Consider the following 16,950-nt stretch of genomic DNA (forward strand, 5'->3'; position numbering starts at 1 on the left):
GCTTTCGTTTTAAGCACTAGTAATATTATAATTTCTATTTGTTAGTATTTTTAGCATAACCATTAACAAAAGCCATATCTTGAGGGGTTAAAACAACATCACGCAACTCGCGAGCGACCAAAAATGTCTCTGTCTCTAACGCAGTTTCAGCTAATTCTATTTTGACATTATAACGCTTATGAAAAGCTGTAATAATTTCATCGACAATAATTTCAGGAGCAGATGCCCCAGCTGAAAGACTAACAACGGAAAGAGCACCCAAGCTATCAAAATCAATTTCATCAGCACATTGAACTAAAATAGATCGCTGCGCACCAAACCTTTCAGCAACCTCTACCAAACGCCGCGAATTAGATGAGTTTGGTGCACCAACAATCAAAAATAAATCACTCCCTAACGCCGCTGCCTTAACAGCTTCTTGTCGATTGGTCGTAGCATAACAAATTGACTCGGCGGCCGGTGTTGCTAACGCAGGAAAACGTTTTTGCAAAACATCTAAAATTTCAGCTGTATTTTCAACAGAAAGTGTTGTTTGTGTCACAAATCCCAATTTATCTGGATTTTCCGGTTGATAACGCCAAGCATCTTCTACTGTTTCAATTAATGTAACAGCTCCTTTTTCAAGCTGCCCCATTGTTCCTATCACCTCAGGATGTCCAGAATGACCAATTAATATGACATGACGACCATAACGTTGATGCCGTATCGCTTGCTTATGAACCTTAGAAACCAACGGACATGTTGCATCGATATAGAATAAATTATAACGATGTGCCTCTTCTGGTACAGATTTTGGCACACCATGAGCAGAAAACACCACGGGTTGATTACGATGTTCTTCTGGAATTTCATGAAGTTCTTCAATAAAAATGGCTCCACGCTGTTGTAACCCTTCAACCACATAGCGGTTATGCACAATTTCATGGCGAACATACACTGGAGCACCATATTTTTTTAATGCAAGAACAACAATTTGAATAGCACGGTCAACCCCAGCACAAAAACCACGCGGACTACAAAGGCGTATTGTTAAAGGGGGGAGTAAGCACATAATTCATCCTTCATTTTTATGACTTTCTCCATGTATCAAAACACACTGTTGTTATGCACTATATAAGAAATGTATAGAGAAAAACTAAAATATCACCTTTTTATATAAAGAGTTGCACCTATAGGACATTATTATCCTATTGATGCGAATTAATTTTTGCTCCTCGGCTTAAATCACATTAGATAATAAAATACAAAATACGATTTTCAATTAAAAGAATTCCAAATATAGCGGCTAAATAAAACAATGAAAAGAAAAACACTTTCTTTGCCATAGAAATGGTTTCATCACGTGTATCAGCTTTCCATAAACGATAAGAAAGATAAACAAAAGTAACACTTAAAATTGCTGAACAAACACCATAAGTCACACCTGCAAGACCTATAATATAAGGCCCAACAGCGCATAACGCCATAATTACAGTATAAACTAAAATTTGTTTCTTGGTTGAATATTCACCTCGTACATTGGGCATTATAGGAATACCTGCTGCATCGTAATCAATAGATGAAAATAAAGAAAGAGCCCAAAAATGCGGTGGAGTCCACATAAAAATGATCAAAAATAATAAGAAACTTTCAATACTTATTGCCCCTGTCGCAGCTGCCCACCCAATCATTGGTGGAAAAGCTCCAGATGCACCACCAATAACAATATTTTGTGGCGTTGCACGTTTTAACCAAATCGTATAAATAACAACATAAAAGAAAATTGTAAAAGCAAGAAAAATCGCTGAAAACCAATTAATAAAAACTCCCATAACTGTAACCGAAAGCACAGAAAGGGCCAAACCAAAAACAAATGCTTTCTTACGGCTAATTTTACCAGTAGGAATAGGGCGATTTTTCGTACGTTTCATTACTGCATCAATATCAGCGTCATACCACATATTAAGTGCCCCCGCACCACCACCACCCACAGCGATACATAAAATTGCTAACACACCATGAAGTGGATTTACAGTAACAGGTGACACCATCAGCCCAACCAGCGCTGTAAACACAACAAGTGACATAACTCGGGGTTTCAATAATGTAATATAATCATAAAGATTGGCTTTTGGCGGAATTGACTGACTATTTTTAGCTGATAATTCTTCTAAAATACACATTCCACTAAAGAACCTTTTCTATCAGTATTACTCACAAAAAATACTATTTAATATATGGAAATGACCCATTAATATTATAGCATTTTCGAGACCATATAATATCTATCTTATTTATATGTATTTTCAAAACAGATAGAAATACTTACATTAATTCCAATCAATGTTATCCTTTATATAAAATAAGGCATCACAAAAATAAATAGATTTTACTAAATGCCACAAGATAGTACTAGAAGATCCCACTTTGGTGAAATATTATTCTTATTTTGTACTTCTGTTCCATTTATATGGAATATGCATAAATACATCCGGAAAAGAATTGGTTTTGTGTTATACTCTTAAGACAAGGATTTACTTTTCATAAAAACCTATGCACAATAACATAATAACGATTTGGGCAGGGTTTTCCATGACACTTTATGAATTTCTTAAAAAAAACTTCTTTTGCGTTATTATTTGCGCATTTTGCGTTTCTTTTACCAATTATGCTATTGCGCAAGTACCTAATACACAAAATATCCCTGCCCCACAAACCTATGGTGCATGGACAAAAGTTTGCTCACTACCACCAGGTACACCTAATATACAATGTGAAATCACACAAGATGTGCGCACACAAGATCGTCGCGATATTACCTTTCGGGTCACATTTCATAAATTGCCTAAAAATCAAGAAACTTTGATGCGGGTTTTTGTTCCTATTCGTGTGGAATTGCGTTCTGGTATTGGTATTAAAATCGATGATAAAAATATAGGAAAAATAGAATATCGGCGTTGTTTGGGCGATAACTGTGTTGCTGAAGCTCTCCTTAAAGAAGATGTACTAAAACTCTTTTTAAATGGCAAAACAGCCACTTATTTTATCTTTACAACTCCTGAGCAAGGAGTCGGCGGTCTTATTGATTTACGTGGACTGAGTGAAGCTTACGCAGACTTATCAGAATAACAAAAAGTATTTGCAAATACTAAATGATCAGTGCATTCAATAACTCTTTGGGAATCTTCTTAAATTTGGGAGCGTTCCTAAATAAAGAAAATGAACATTGCCGGCACCAATGCAAATAGGATAACCACCATGAAATCACTGATTGACCGTTTTGATATTTCTTCGTCCAAAGTACAGTCTCTTGTTCAAGAAACTCTTCATAATGCTGATGATGGTGAACTTTATCTTGAATATACAGAAAGTGAAACACTTTTATTTGATAATAGCCAGCTTAAAAATGGGTCATTTCAGCAAGATATAGGATTTGGCTTACGCGTTGTTTCTGGAGAAGCTACTGGATACGCTCACTCTGGTGAATTATCAGCCGCTTCACTCAAACGCGCCATTGAAGCTGCTAAAGCTGTAACCTATAATAATCATACAGAGTCTTATAGTGCAGCTCCCTCACAACCAAAGCAAAGATTATACCAACCAAATAATCCTCTTGATGCTCCATCATTTAAAGAAAAAAGTGCACTTTTACAAAAAATTGACGCATATTTACGTGAAAAAAATAACAAATTGCATCAAGTTACCGTTGCTCTTTCCGGCTCACTTCAACATGTTGAAATTTTACGTGGTGATGGATACTTCGTTCATGACATTCGCCCCCTCGTAAAACTTACCATATCTGTGGTAGTTTCTGATAATAACCGACGTGAAAATGGATTTTACGGATGTGGTGGACGACAAACATTTAATCAATTCATTAGTGAAGAAAATTGGAAAATGGCTGCCGATGAAGCTTTGCGTATGGCTTTAGTCAACTTAGAAGCACAAGAAGCACCAGCAGGAACATTTGATGTTGTTTTGGCTAATGGATGGCCTGGCGTTATGCTGCATGAAGCTGTTGGACACGGTTTGGAAGGTGATTTTAACCGCAAAAAAACATCCGCTTTTTCTGGGCTTTTGGGGCAACAAGTTGCTGCAAAAGGTGTGACTATTGTTGATGATGGCACAATTCCCCAATGCCGCGGGTCACTTACTATTGATGATGAAGGAACACCATCAAGACATAACGTTTTGATTGAAAACGGTAAACTCGTAGGCTTCATGCAAGATAGGTTAAATGCTCGGCTCATGGGTGTTAATCCAACCGGAAATGGGCGGCGTGAATCTTATGCATATACACCAATACCACGGATGACAAATACAATTATGCTAGGGGGAGATAAAACACCTCAAGAAATTTTATCTTCATTAAAAAGCGGTATTTATGCAGTTTCATTTGGTGGAGGACAAGTTGATATTACTTCTGGAAAATTTGTATTTGAGTGTACCGAAGCTTATCGAGTAGAGAATGGCAAAATCTTAGCTCCAATCAAAGGCGCAACCCTTATTGGTAATGGGCCAGATGCCATGAAACGCATTACAATGATTGGAAATGACAGCAAACTGGATAATGGTGTAGGTATGTGTGGAAAAGCAGGACAAAATGTTCCTGTTGGCGTTGGACAGCCCCATTTACGAATCAATAATATGACGATCGGTGGGACAACGCTTTCATAACATCAATCAACTAAGCTTAATAAAAAATTTTCAATATGTTTAAATAGCCTTTTTATGTTAGCTAAATTTCTTAGCGCACCTTTGTTTTGCGTTTACTTAAAATCGCAACAACTTCAACATGAGGCGACCACAAAAATTGATCAATCGGTATAACCTTTTCTACTGTATAACCGCCTGCAACAAGAATGGATAAATCACGAGCAAATGTAACAGGATTTCATGAAACAGCTACCACACGTGGTATTGTTGTCTTTGCTAATTCACATACTTGTTCTTTTGCACCAGCGCGTGGTGGATCAAAAACAACACTATCAAAACGTTCAAGTTCCTTTGCAGAAAGTGGACGACGAAACAAATCACGCTTTTCACAAGTGACTGTTTTTAAGCCAGAAGCAAAACGTGCTGCGTGCTCTAAATTCGCCAATGCTGTTTCATCATTTTCTACTGCATGAACATTCATTGTTTTAGCCATACGTAAAGTAAAAGTTCCCACCCCTGAAAATAAATCAACAGCACTTTTTGCTTTTTTAAAATGAGTTAAAATAATATGACTGATGATATCCTCTGCTTCAGAAGTTGCCTGAAGAAAACCGCCAGAAGGAAGTTCAACACAAACATCACCAAAGTAAATCAACGGTTTTTCTTGCTCAACTAAAACTTCACCTTCAATAGATAAGCGCGTAATTCCACGTACAAGAGCTGCATGTATCATATTTTGACGAATAAGCTCATCGCGCACAATACAACCCCTTAAAGCAACGTCAAAACCATTATCAACAGATGTTACTGTTACATGAAATCGCTTAGCATGATTGCCTAAAAGAGCACATATCGCTCTAATATCATTTAATTTTGATATAATCTGTGACCGAGTAACCGGACATTCCTCAATAGCCACAACATCATGTGAAAGATGACGATTAAAACCAACGATATGACCTTGCTTTGTCATGGATGCTGTTAAAATGATTCGCCGGCGGCTATAATGTGCGCACTTTACTAAAGGAGAAACAGCTATATCAAACCGGTGCTTTTTAAGTGCATCAACAACTAACTGTCGCTTCCAAGAATGATATGCATCAACATGCCAATGCTGAAGCATACACCCTCCACATTCTTTAAAATGTTTACAAATAGCATCAATGCGTTCTAATGATTTTTTCATTAATGCAATAGATGTACCGTATTTTCCATGAAGAGCAACTTTAACAACCTCTCCCGGTAAGGTAAAAGGTATATAAACAGAGCCATGCGGTGTTTTTGCTACACCATGACCATCAGCTCCAATATGATCAATTATAACGTTGTTACTCACTCTTTTTTCTCCGAATAATCAATATTCTAAACGCTTATCATCGTTTATAATTGAGTGAAGAAAGAAAACTTTTTTATTTATCCCTTTTAAGATTCAGTTTATCAAAAAAGTACTTCTAAAGTTCCTTACAATTGATGGATTTTTCAATACCCCACCCTTATCATCAATTTCAAATTGAGATTTTACTAGCAAAATAACTCGGCTCTCTTCTTGAAAAAAGCTAAAATAAGTAGCAATACAAACTTAAGAGAAGTGAATTGAAATTTAATATTGTGAAATTAATTTCACAATTATTATTGCTTTAAATCTCTACATTTAAACATTTTCATAATATTATACACGCTAGTACTAGATTAAATGTGCATAAAATTTATTATAATCAATATCAGAAGCAATAATTATAGATTTACCATCATATTTTAAGAAAACTTGCTTAAAACTACTATTGACGTACCAATATTATAGTCATCACTTGATTCACTATAATCAGAAATATACTTAAATGCATTCAGCAATTGTAATTCTAGAAAGTAAAGCATAACTCTACACAGAATAACAAACTATAAGCTCTATATTATTAGAAATTATCTTCTCAATTGAAAAAGTATTTTCTCGTCAATTCTAACCATTTGCCACACAATTTGCATTACATGCTCGTAAACACATTGATTGTAAAAATAACTAAAAAACATCAATTTTTACGACTATTTACGACTACCTTATTGTTATACTTGAACTTGCGGCATTATCGACATTTCACGTCCCAAAGCATTAAAAACAGTATTAATAATACCCGTTGCATCAAGCCCAATACTCGAAAGAACTTTATTTGGTGAACCATGATTTAAATATTCATCAGGAAATTTCAATGTGCGAACCTTTAAACCGTGCTCTAATAGCCCCTCTTGTGCCAAAAACTGCAGTACATGCGCCCCAAATCCACCCATTGCCCCTTCTTCAATTGTGACTAATACTTCATGCTCACGTGCTAAACGACGTATTAAATTTTTATCCAAAGGCTTTGCAAAGCGTGCATCTGCAACAGTTGTTGATAACCCCTCTGCTCCTAACTCATCAGCTGCTATTAACACTTCAGATAACCGTGTTCCAAAACAAACTAAAGCTATCTTGCTACCTTCACACAAAATTCGCCCTTTACCAATCTCCAGAATCTCACCCCGTTGTGGTAAATCTATACCACCACCTTCACCACGCGGATAACGAAAAGAAATAGGCCCTTGATCATAAGCTGCTGCTGTGCGCACCATATGCATAAGTTCAACTTCATCAGAAGGGGCCATCACAACAAACTCAGGAAGTGTTGCCAAAAAAACAATATCAAAACTCCCAGCGTGTGTTGCACCATCCGCGCCAACAAAACCTGCGCGGTCAATTGCAAAACGCACGGGTAACTTTTGAATCGATACATCATGAATAATCTGATCATAAGCACGCTGTAAAAAGGTAGAATAAATTGCAACAAAAGGTTTATACCCTTCACAGGCGATACCTGCAGCAAAAGTTACAGCATGTTGTTCAGCAATACCAACATCAAACATTCTATCGGGAAACTTTTCAGCAAAAGAATCAAGACCCGTTCCTGTTGGCATTGCAGCCGTTATAGCAACAATCTTATCATCATGACTGGCTTCTTCTATTAAAGCCTTAGAAAACACTTTAGTATAAGGAAGAAACTTACTTTGTGTTTTAACCTGTTTGCCCGTAACAACATCAAAACGATTAACACCGTGATATTTATCAGACGACACCTCTGCAGGTGCATACCCTTTCCCTTTATGTGTTACCACATGCACTAAAACAGGACCATTGGGATATTCGCGAACATTCTTTAGAACAGGCAATAAATGATTCATATTATGGCCATCTATAGGCCCGACATAATAAAAGCCAAGCTCCTCAAATAAACTTCCCCCAACTAAAAAACCACGCGCAAACTCTTCTGAAAGCCGTGCTTTATCTGAAAAAAACTTTGGTAACTTCTTGCTTAATATTTTTACTTGCTCACGCAAACTACGATAAGAAGGACGAGAAACTAATCTTGCAAGATAAGCACTCATAGCACCAGTAGGAGGTGCAATAGACATATCGTTATCATTAAGAATAACAATTAAACGTGCATCCAAAGCGCCAGCATTATTCATCGCCTCATAAGCCATACCAGCAGACATAGCGCCATCACCAATCACACAAATGATGTTCCGTCTTTCTTCTGCCTTTAACATGCTTGCCACTGCCATACCAAGACCAGCTGAAATAGAAGTAGAAGAATGACCTGCCCCAAATGAGTCATACACACTTTCTGAACGCTTTGTGAAACCTGATAAGCCGCCATCTTGGCGTAGAGTACGAATTTTATCCCTACGACCAGTCAAAATTTTATGGGGATAAGTTTGATGACCAACATCCCAAATAATCTTATCATCAGGTGTATCAAAAACATAATGCAGCGCAATAGTGAGCTCAACAACACCAAGCCCTGCGCCAAGATGACCACCTGTTACAGAAACTGCATCAATTGTTTCAGCTCGTAATTCATTAGCTAACTGTACTAAATCAGACTCAGGAAATGCCCGCAAATCTTGTGGGAAACAAATACGATCAAGTAATGGCGTTAATGACCGAGACAAAAAAAACTCCTTCCCTTACCAATAATAGTTATATAGGCACACATCTTCTATTATTTCGTGTAGAATGTGATGTATTATTCATTGAAATACTTTACTTATTTAAGATTATCTACAGATTTTCTTCTTTTTCATTCATCAGAAATAAGACTGATAAGTTATTCTAATCAATTAAGATTCTTGTTTTTACAATCAATAACAATAAACGATTACTAAATATCATTCAGAATCAAGTGGCTCTAAACCTTCTGGATGACCTGTATCTGAAAGCCGGATTTTTTCAACTTTAGCTTCAGCCACTTTCAACAGTTTATCACAATGATTTTTAAGAGCTTCACCACGCTCATAAATATCAATTGATTGTTCTAAAGGAACATCTCCACGTTCCAAGTTTTCAACAATCACTTCAAGTTGTTTCAGTGCTTCCTCAAAACTTAATGCAGCAATGTCGCCCTTTTTCATTCCTTTCTTCATATAACCCTCACAAGATATCTGTTCTAGATATGCGAATTCCAAAACCTTCTAAACCAACATAATGACGCTCTTTAGAAGAGTAAACAATAACAGAACTAATCCCTAGATGTTTCAAAATTTGCGCTCCTAGACCAATTTGGTGCCATTCTTCTGCACGTTCAATTGCTTGTGTATGGTTTTCTAAACCTACCATTGCCATTTTCTGATCACGAACAGCTAATTGAGAACCAACACCAACAGATCCTTCACGCAAATAAACAAATACACCACGTTTTTCTTTTTCTACCATGCGCCGCATGACAACTTCAACATCTGGTGACTGACCAAAAACATCCTTTAGAATATTTTCACGATGCAGGCGTACCGGAATATCTTCCCCATCACGAATATCGCCAAAAACAATTGCCACATGCTGAACTGTTTCCCAAGGAAGTTGATAACTTTTGACTATAGCTGGACCTACAAATGTTTCAATATGCATTTCTCCAACATATTTTATAAGCGTCTCTTTACGCTGACGATAAGCAATAAGATCAGCAACAGTTATGATGTGTAACTGATTATCTTGTGCAAACTTTGTAACTTCATCTCCATGTTTAACACTACCATCATCATTAACTAATTCACCAATAACACCAACCGGTGGCAAACTAGCTAATTTACACAAGTCAACAGCTGCCTCAGTATGACCTGAGCGCATAAGAACACCACCTTCATGTGCAATTAAAGGGAAAATATGTCCCGGACGGACAAAATCACTAGCACTCGCATTGGGATTAGCTAAATTACGAACAGCCAATGTACGATCATATGCTGAAATACCCGTCGTTATTCCATGTTTAAAATCCACGGTAACAGTAAATTTGGTACGATGTGCCGAATCATTATCCGACACCATAGGAGCAAGATTAAATCGTTGTGCTTCTTCTTTTGGCATTGGTGTACAAATAATACCCGACGTATGGCGAATGATAAATGCCATTTTTTCTTCTGTACAATGAACAGCAGCAACAATTAAATCACCTTCATTTTCACGGTCATCATCATCTGTAACCACAACAATTTCACCGCGTTCAAAAGCCTGAATAGCAGCAACAACTTTTTTCTGATTATAAGCCATCGTTTACCTTTCAACTACAACTGATCTGACCACGGTGTCTTAAATAATGATCAGCAATAGCACAAGCAACCATCGCTTCACCAACAGGAACAGCACGAATTCCAACACATGAATCATGACGCCCCTTTGTAACCACATCCACATTGTTACCATTAACATCAATTGAACGACAAGGAGCCAAAATTGATGAAGTGGGTTTAACCGCAAAACGTGCAATAATCGGCTGCCCATTTGATATCCCACCCAAAACACCCCCAGCATGATTAGATAAAAAAAGCGGTTTACCGTCACTTCCCATTCGCATTTCATCTATATTTTGTTCACCAGTCAAGCGAGCTGCGGCAAAACCATCACCAATTTCAACGCCCTTAACCGCATTAATTGACATTAAAAATGATGCGATATCTTGATCAAGTTTTGCGTAGATAGGTGCCCCTAAACCTACTGGAACATTTTCCGCAACAATCTCAACAATAGCACCAGTTGATGAACCGCTTTCTTGTAACTGAGTCATATAATCAGCAAAAATGCGTGCTGCTTCTGCATCAGGTGTAAAAAAAGGATTGTTATCAACCTCTGACCAATCCCAATGATCACGATTAATACTATAAGGGCCAATCGCCGTCACAGCTCCTCGCACAATCAAACCAGGAACAATTTTACGGGCAAGAGCACCTGCTGCAACACGTGCCGCCGTCTCTCGCGCTGAAGCACGCCCACCACCACGATAATCACGAATGCCATATTTAATATCATAGGTGTAATCTGCATGACCTGGGCGATATTGATAAATAACTTCATCATAATCTTTAGAACATTGATCTGTGTTTTGAATAAATAGTGAAATTGGTGTACCTGTTGTTATCAATGTTGTGCCGTTATCTTGAGTCACAGCCCCTGAAAGCACTTCTATTTGATCTAACTCTTGACGCTGCGTTGTATATTTTGATTGCCCGGGTCTACGTTTATTAAGATATGCCTGAATTTCTGCAAGAGTGAAGGCAATTCCTGGAGGACAACCGTCAATAACACACCCAAGAGCAGGACCATGACTTTCACCCCATGTTGTTACACGAAACAAATGACCAAATGTATTATGCGACATGGAGAAAGATCCATTTCTTCTTCAAATACATGCAACTATAGTGTGGACTGAACCGCGTAATGCGATTTCATCCAAATGTGTCATTGACTGTCTGAACTTTAAATCAAATTGTCGCTAACATATAAAACTTTATGAACCAAGCTTTATTCTTTGACAACAGAAATATCAGGTGCATCAACAGCCTTCATGCCTATAATATTATATCCAGAATCAACATGATGAATCTCACCTGTAACAGAACGCGATAAATCTGAAAGAAAGTAAAGGGCGGAATCACCTACTTCTTCGATTGTCACTGTACGACGCAAAGGAGCATTATATTCGTTCCATTTTAAAATATAACGAAAATCACCAATACCAGAAGCAGCCAATGTTTTAATTGGCCCTGCAGATAAAGCATTAACACGAATGTTCTTTGGTCCTAAATCAACAGCTAAATACTTTACACTAGCCTCAAGAGCAGCTTTAGCAACCCCCATTACATTATAATTAGGAACAACCTTTTCTGCACCATAATAGGTCAACGTTAAAATTGAACCGCCATTTGACATCAACTTTTCTGCACGCTGTGTAAGAGCCGTTAACGAATAAACAGAAATGTTCATCGTCATCATAAAATTTGATTCACTAATATCAACGTAACGACCACTTAATTCATCTTTATCGGAAAAACCAATAGCGTGAACTAAAAAATCAAGTTTACCCCACTCTTTTTCTATTGTGTTAAAAACTGCATCAATAGATGCGCTATCAGAAACATCACAATGACCACAAACAAAACCGTTCAACTCTTGGGCCAAAGGCTCAACACGCCTCTTCATTGCTTCACCCTGATAGGTAAAAGCAAGCTCGGCCCCTGCTGCATGGGCCGCCTTCGCTATTCCCCAAGCGATAGAGCGATTATTTGCCAATCCTAAAATTAAGCCACGCTTTCCGTACAATAAACCATTACTCTTCGTCATTAGCATCGCCTCATTGCTATTTGACATCAACATTATCTATATGCCTATGACACAGGTTACCTTTTTCTTCAAGCAATTGGTTTAAAATCAAACTTAAGTTATGCTTTTGTATAAGAAAAAAGATGTTAATTGTTTTGCATTTGCAAAAATTGTTCTAATGCAGCATCTCCACCTTCTGGCAACATAATACGAACATGCACATAAAGATCATCTCTTTCACCATTTTTTAAACGAAGCCCCTTTCCTTTCAACCGTAAAACACGATCAGAACTCGACCATGGGGGAATTTTCAAAACCACACGCCCTTCCAAAGTATCAACTTCTTCTTTGGCTCCTAAAACAGCATGCTTAAGAGAAACCGGCAAATCAAGATGAAGTGCTCGCCCTTCAACTCGCAAACGAGGATGTTTTTGAATACGAATAGTTACTAAAGCATCCCCTGCTTGCCCGTGTGCCACCTCTTCTCCCTGACCTTTTAAACGAATGGTTTGCCCATCTTCAACATAGTCTGGTAATTTAATTTTTAATTTTTTTCCAGTAGGAAAAGTCACTTCTACTTTGCTTGCACCCACCATTTGCTCTAATGTAATTGAAAGGCTGGTACGAACATGCGCCCCTTGTTGAGGTTGACTATATTGTGTTGAATTTGAAAAATTCCTTCCTCTTCCAAATAAATCACGAAAAATATCGCTTGCATCAAAACTTGCAGCACCTGAAGATCCAAAATCAAATCCTCTTGTGCCACCAGTAAAAGGGTTTTGTCTGCTCCTAAAATTTCCCCCAGCGCCATAAGCTTGGTGAAGTGGTTTTCCTTCTGCATCAATTTCACCACGGTCAAATTGTGCTTTTTTATCTTTATCGCCTATAATTTCATAAGCTTGATTAATTTCAGAAAATCTTTCTTTAGCTTTGGCATCACCCATATTATGATCTGGATGATACTGCTTTGCTAATCTTCTGAATGCAGATTTAATCTCTTGCGGTTTTGCGGTACGTGCCACACCCAAAACCGTATAGGGATCACGCATATTGCCCTCTTTCTAGCCTTCCCGTTTTTCAAATATTAACCAGTAATATCGTTAAATATTTTTCATTACTTCATCAAGCTATTCAATAAAATCACTTTTCTTATCTAATATGTTTATAAAAAAACAAAATACCAGATAAAATGAATATTTTTAATTCAATATAGTTTATGGAGCCCTATGTTAAAGATAAACATAATTGAAACACCATAATAAAAATATATAAAGTTATTAGCTTTTTAGAACAAAAGAATAGCAGCATGTTATTCTTGATGGCAAAAATAAATCAAAGAATTTCTCACTCACACTAACTAACAGTGGAGTATATTATGAATAATAAAACACAAACGAATGATGATTTTATACAAACACAAAATCCTTTTGCAATTTTCGAAAATTGGCTTGAAGAAGCAAAAATAAGCGAAATAAACGATCCCAATGCTATGGCACTAGCAACAGTTGATGAAACAGGTTTACCCAATGTTCGTATGGTTCTTCTTAAAGATTTTAGTCCCAAAGGTTTTGTCTTCTATACCAACTATGAAAGCTGTAAAGGACGAGAAATTTTAGGATCGATGAAAGCATCCTTAGGTTTTCATTGGAAATCACTTCGCCGCCAAATTAGAATTAGAGGCATTGTCGAAAAAGTAAGTACTGAAGAAGCAGATGCATATTTTCAGTCGCGACCACGAAAAAGTCGAATCGGTGCATGGGCATCTAAACAATCTCAACCATTAGAAAATCGCCTTACTCTCAAAAAAGCAGTTGCTAAATATGCTGCACGTTATGCAGTAGGGAATATTCCTCGCCCACCCTATTGGTCTGGTTTCCGCATTAAACCTCTTTTTATTGAATTTTGGTGCGATCGGCCGTTTCGTTTACATGATCGCTTACTTTTTACACGCGACTCTATTGAACAAGATAACTGGCAAAAACAAAGACTCTATCCTTAACCACTTCTTTATGAAGCCTTTACTCTTATAATAACGGCTTTCTGCTCTACTATTACAGAATATATGACCTTGTCTCTAAACTAGATTGTTCTTAAACTGCAGAATGTAATATCATCCAAATACCCCCACATACTAAACCAGCAAAAATAAAAAAACCAACAAACGAATTGGATCTGAAAAGTTTTAAGCATTGTGAGCTATCATCTATATCGATGACTTTGATTTGAATGAACATATGGATGGCAGCAATAAAAACCCCTACAAAGCTGAGAATGGATACTTGCGCTAAATAAAATGCCAAACTGACCAGAATTATAAAACCACTATATAAAATCACTAGTGCACATTTGGTGCTTTTTCCAAAGAGGCGTGCTGTAGAATGCACACCAACAATAGCGTCATCTTGCTTATCTTGATGAGCATAAATTGTATCATATCCAATCGTCCATAAGATTGATCCTGCATAAAGTGCGATTGGTGCCCAACTCAGACTTCCATATACAACCGCCCACCCCATTAATGCACCCCAATTAAACGCAACGCCTAAAAAAAATTGTGGCCAATTTGTTATGCGTTTCATAAAAGGATAAATTGCAACCGCCACTAAGGACGAAATACCTAAAAAAAAGCTAAATGCATTAAACTGTAATAAAACACTTAAACCTATAAAACACTGCACTAATATAAAAATTTTTGCTTGAAACCGGCTTACTTGACCTGCAGGTAATGGACGAGAGCGTGTTCGCTCTACCTGAGAATCAATTTTGTGATCAACAAGGTCATTCCAAGTACAGCCTGCACCTCGCATGGCTATGGAACCTAAAAAGAAAAGAAAAAGATACCAAATCCAACACATTATAATTGACAAAAGAGGTACTTGGGGCATCTCATAGGAAAGCATAGCCATGGTTGTTGACCAGAAACAAGGCCACATCAACAATTTCCATCCAATAGGTCTATCCCAACGTGCCAATTGAGCATAAAACCATAAAGAACAAGGAAGTAAATAGTAGACCCATTGTTTAGAGGGTGCATCCATAACTCGTCCTTGATTTTCACAGGATTGAACATGTAAAATATTTTTACTTTTTTTCATCAAATGATTTCACCTTTGGTCTTGCGATAGAACCATTTCATTCTTATGAAAGAAAAACTGATTTAATCATCTTTTATGGTAGGAGCAAATCATGAACGTTCTTCTTATTGGATCAGGTGGACGAGAACATGCTTTAGCATGGAAAATAGCAGAGTCACCGCTACTCACAAAATTATATTGCGCTCCTGGAAATCCTGCAACAATAGAATTAGGTGAAAATATTGATTTAAACATCAATAATCACCCTCTTGTTATTAATTTCTGTAAAGAACACTCTATTGACCTCGTCATTGTTGGACCAGAAGGACCGTTGGTTGAAGGTATAACTGATTCTCTTAATGCTGCTGGCATCTGTGTATTCGGCCCCACTCAAAAAGCAGCTCAATTGGAAGGCTCAAAAAGCTTTACAAAAGATTTGTGTTACAGAAATAACATTCCTACAAGTATCTATCAATGTTTTAACAATGCTTTACAAGCTAAATCCTACATCCGCCAACAAGGCGTCCCTATCGTTATTAAGGCTGATGGCCTGGCCGCTGGTAAAGGTGTTGTTGTGGCTATGACAATGCAAGAAGCCTTTGATGCCGTTGATGCCTGCTTTGAAGGTACATTTGATGATGCAAAAAAGAAAATTGTTGTCGAAGCATTTCTAGAGGGTGAGGAAGCGAGCTTCTTTTGTCTTTGTGATGGTAAAACCGCCATCCCTTTTGGATCAGCACAAGATCATAAACGTGTTGGTGATGGCGATACTGGAGCCAACACTGGCGGTATGGGAGCCTATTCACCAGCTCCAATTATGACTGAGGAAATGGTGAACCGTACTCTTAAAGAAATTGTTGAACCCGCCTTGCATGATATGGCCGCAATGGGAGCCCCCTTTAAAGGTATTCTCTTCACCGGATTGATGATAACCCAAAAAGGGCCTGAATTAATTGAGTTTAATGTACGATTTGGTGATCCTGAATGCCAAGTTTTAATGATGCGCTTAAAAGATGATATTTTACCACTTCTCCTTGCAGCAGCTCAAGGAAACCTTAAAAATAAACACATTCAATGGTCTGAAAAAACCGCTCTAACAGTTGTTATGGCTGCTAAAGGTTACCCAAATGCTCCTCAAAAAGGCAGCATTATCCGCAATGTCGACAAGGTAAACGCTCTTCCTGATGTAAAAGTTTTCCAGGCGGGCACAGCTTTCCATAATGGAGAATTAATCGCCAATGGTGGACGTGTTTTAAATATAACAGCAACAGGAGAAACTGTTGCACACGCACAAAAACGCGCCTATGAAGCTGTCGATTGTATTGATTGGCCACAAGGCTTTGTTCGCCGAGATATTGGCTGGCGTGCTATCGCACAAAAAAATTAGACCTCTTAAGCTCTTTTTTGAGGTGAGGTTTTGACACAGTAAAAAGATCAATTGACCTGCTTATTACCCTTTATTCACAATAAGCTTTAGATGAGATGAAAAGAGTAGATGTTCCAAACACAAAAACTACATATTTGCGATCATCTTACCATCTTATTTGTTTGCGACCAATTTGCCAATCACTTTCCATGAAAGTGATATGCTTTGTATAACATCAAAGCATAATAATATAA

The 16,950-nt window shown here is 37.5% G+C and carries 13 protein-coding genes and 1 pseudogene; 4 read left to right on the forward strand and 10 right to left on the reverse strand.

The genetic code is table 11. The features are described 5' to 3' along the window. Positions 1 to 34: 34 nt before the first annotated feature. Together ispH and cyoE are read right to left on the reverse strand one after the other, a co-directional pair. Positions 35 to 1,051, reverse strand: coding sequence for a 4-hydroxy-3-methylbut-2-enyl diphosphate reductase (gene ispH, locus GGR10_RS01925; RefSeq protein WP_182479655.1), 1,017 nt, complete (start codon positions 1,049 to 1,051; stop codon positions 35 to 37). Between the two features lie 178 nt (positions 1,052 to 1,229). Beyond that, positions 1,230 to 2,162: a heme o synthase gene (gene cyoE, locus GGR10_RS01930; RefSeq protein ID WP_182479656.1), complete on the reverse strand. Its 933-nt coding sequence runs from the start codon at positions 2,160 to 2,162 to the stop codon at positions 1,230 to 1,232. Positions 2,163 to 2,571: 409 nt separating this feature from the next. Here cyoE and GGR10_RS01935 point away from each other — a divergent pair, with 409 nt between their 5' ends. Together GGR10_RS01935 and tldD are read left to right on the forward strand one after the other, a co-directional pair. Beyond that, positions 2,572 to 3,108, forward strand: a complete 537-nt coding sequence (locus tag GGR10_RS01935) for an invasion associated locus B family protein (protein WP_182479657.1) — start codon at positions 2,572 to 2,574, stop codon at positions 3,106 to 3,108. A 129-nt stretch (positions 3,109 to 3,237) separates the two neighbouring features. Further along, positions 3,238 to 4,656 (forward strand): metalloprotease TldD, encoded by a 1,419-nt coding sequence (tldD, locus tag GGR10_RS01940; RefSeq protein ID WP_182479658.1) that lies wholly within the window; start codon positions 3,238 to 3,240, stop codon positions 4,654 to 4,656. A gap of 70 nt (positions 4,657 to 4,726) precedes the next feature. Here the strand turns inward: tldD and GGR10_RS01945 are convergent. The 7 genes and pseudogenes from GGR10_RS01945 to GGR10_RS01975 all read right to left on the reverse strand — a co-directional run bounded on the left by GGR10_RS01945 (position 4,727) and on the right by GGR10_RS01975 (position 13,305). Continuing rightward, positions 4,727 to 5,971: pseudogene (locus GGR10_RS01945) on the reverse strand (class I SAM-dependent RNA methyltransferase). Positions 5,972 to 6,696: 725 nt separating this feature from the next. Beyond that, positions 6,697 to 8,619, reverse strand: a complete 1,923-nt coding sequence (gene dxs, locus GGR10_RS01950; protein ID WP_182479659.1) for a 1-deoxy-D-xylulose-5-phosphate synthase — start codon at positions 8,617 to 8,619, stop codon at positions 6,697 to 6,699. Between the two features lie 216 nt (positions 8,620 to 8,835). Then, positions 8,836 to 9,090 carry an exodeoxyribonuclease VII small subunit gene (locus GGR10_RS01955; protein WP_010703477.1) on the reverse strand — a complete coding sequence of 85 codons (255 nt, stop codon included), beginning with the start codon at positions 9,088 to 9,090 and terminating at the stop codon, positions 8,836 to 8,838. A gap of 7 nt (positions 9,091 to 9,097) precedes the next feature. After that, positions 9,098 to 10,210, reverse strand: coding sequence for a 3,4-dihydroxy-2-butanone-4-phosphate synthase (gene ribB / locus GGR10_RS01960; protein ID WP_182479660.1), 1,113 nt, complete (start codon positions 10,208 to 10,210; stop codon positions 9,098 to 9,100). Positions 10,211 to 10,220: 10 nt separating this feature from the next. Beyond that, positions 10,221 to 11,315, reverse strand: coding sequence for a chorismate synthase (gene aroC, locus GGR10_RS01965; RefSeq protein ID WP_182479661.1), 1,095 nt, complete (start codon positions 11,313 to 11,315; stop codon positions 10,221 to 10,223). A 143-nt stretch (positions 11,316 to 11,458) separates the two neighbouring features. Further along, on the reverse strand, positions 11,459 to 12,277 hold the full coding sequence (gene fabI / locus GGR10_RS01970) for an enoyl-ACP reductase FabI (protein ID WP_182479662.1): 819 nt from the start codon (positions 12,275 to 12,277) through the stop codon (positions 11,459 to 11,461). 125 nt (positions 12,278 to 12,402) lie between these two features. After that, a complete protein-coding gene (locus GGR10_RS01975) occupies positions 12,403 to 13,305 on the reverse strand; it encodes a DnaJ C-terminal domain-containing protein (RefSeq protein ID WP_078689505.1) in 903 nt (300 codons plus the stop codon). 326 nt (positions 13,306 to 13,631) lie between these two features. Here GGR10_RS01975 and pdxH point away from each other — a divergent pair, with 326 nt between their 5' ends. Continuing rightward, positions 13,632 to 14,255, forward strand: coding sequence for a pyridoxamine 5'-phosphate oxidase (gene pdxH / locus GGR10_RS01980; RefSeq protein ID WP_010703472.1), 624 nt, complete (start codon positions 13,632 to 13,634; stop codon positions 14,253 to 14,255). A 91-nt stretch (positions 14,256 to 14,346) separates the two neighbouring features. On the opposite strand, the gene ubiA is transcribed toward pdxH, so the two are convergent. After that, positions 14,347 to 15,351 (reverse strand): 4-hydroxybenzoate octaprenyltransferase, encoded by a 1,005-nt coding sequence (gene ubiA / locus GGR10_RS01985; RefSeq protein ID WP_182479663.1) that lies wholly within the window; start codon positions 15,349 to 15,351, stop codon positions 14,347 to 14,349. A 91-nt stretch (positions 15,352 to 15,442) separates the two neighbouring features. Here ubiA and purD point away from each other — a divergent pair, with 91 nt between their 5' ends. After that, positions 15,443 to 16,717, forward strand: a complete 1,275-nt coding sequence (gene purD / locus GGR10_RS01990) for a phosphoribosylamine--glycine ligase (protein ID WP_182479664.1) — start codon at positions 15,443 to 15,445, stop codon at positions 16,715 to 16,717. The last annotated feature ends 233 nt before the right edge of the window (positions 16,718 to 16,950 follow it).

The organism is Bartonella chomelii, assembly GCF_014138465.1.
In the GTDB taxonomy this organism is placed as follows: Bacteria; Pseudomonadota; Alphaproteobacteria; order Rhizobiales; family Rhizobiaceae; genus Bartonella; species Bartonella schoenbuchensis.

Coding starts and splice junctions, on each gene's coding strand:
- ubiA (WP_182479663.1), bottom strand. CDS start 15,351: ATGAAAAAAAGTAAAAATATTTTACATGTTCAATCCTGTGAAAATCAA.
- tldD (WP_182479658.1), top strand. CDS start 3,238: ATGAAATCACTGATTGACCGTTTTGATATTTCTTCGTCCAAAGTACAG.
- purD (WP_182479664.1), top strand. CDS start 15,443: ATGAACGTTCTTCTTATTGGATCAGGTGGACGAGAACATGCTTTAGCA.
- GGR10_RS01975 (WP_078689505.1), bottom strand. CDS start 13,305: ATGCGTGATCCCTATACGGTTTTGGGTGTGGCACGTACCGCAAAACCG.
- aroC (WP_182479661.1), bottom strand. CDS start 11,315: ATGTCGCATAATACATTTGGTCATTTGTTTCGTGTAACAACATGGGGT.
- ribB (WP_182479660.1), bottom strand. CDS start 10,210: ATGGCTTATAATCAGAAAAAAGTTGTTGCTGCTATTCAGGCTTTTGAA.
- ispH (WP_182479655.1), bottom strand. CDS start 1,051: ATGTGCTTACTCCCCCCTTTAACAATACGCCTTTGTAGTCCGCGTGGT.
- GGR10_RS01935 (WP_182479657.1), top strand. CDS start 2,572: ATGACACTTTATGAATTTCTTAAAAAAAACTTCTTTTGCGTTATTATT.
- cyoE (WP_182479656.1), bottom strand. CDS start 2,162: ATGTGTATTTTAGAAGAATTATCAGCTAAAAATAGTCAGTCAATTCCG.
- pdxH (WP_010703472.1), top strand. CDS start 13,632: ATGAATAATAAAACACAAACGAATGATGATTTTATACAAACACAAAAT.
- fabI (WP_182479662.1), bottom strand. CDS start 12,277: ATGACGAAGAGTAATGGTTTATTGTACGGAAAGCGTGGCTTAATTTTA.
- GGR10_RS01955 (WP_010703477.1), bottom strand. CDS start 9,090: ATGAAGAAAGGAATGAAAAAGGGCGACATTGCTGCATTAAGTTTTGAG.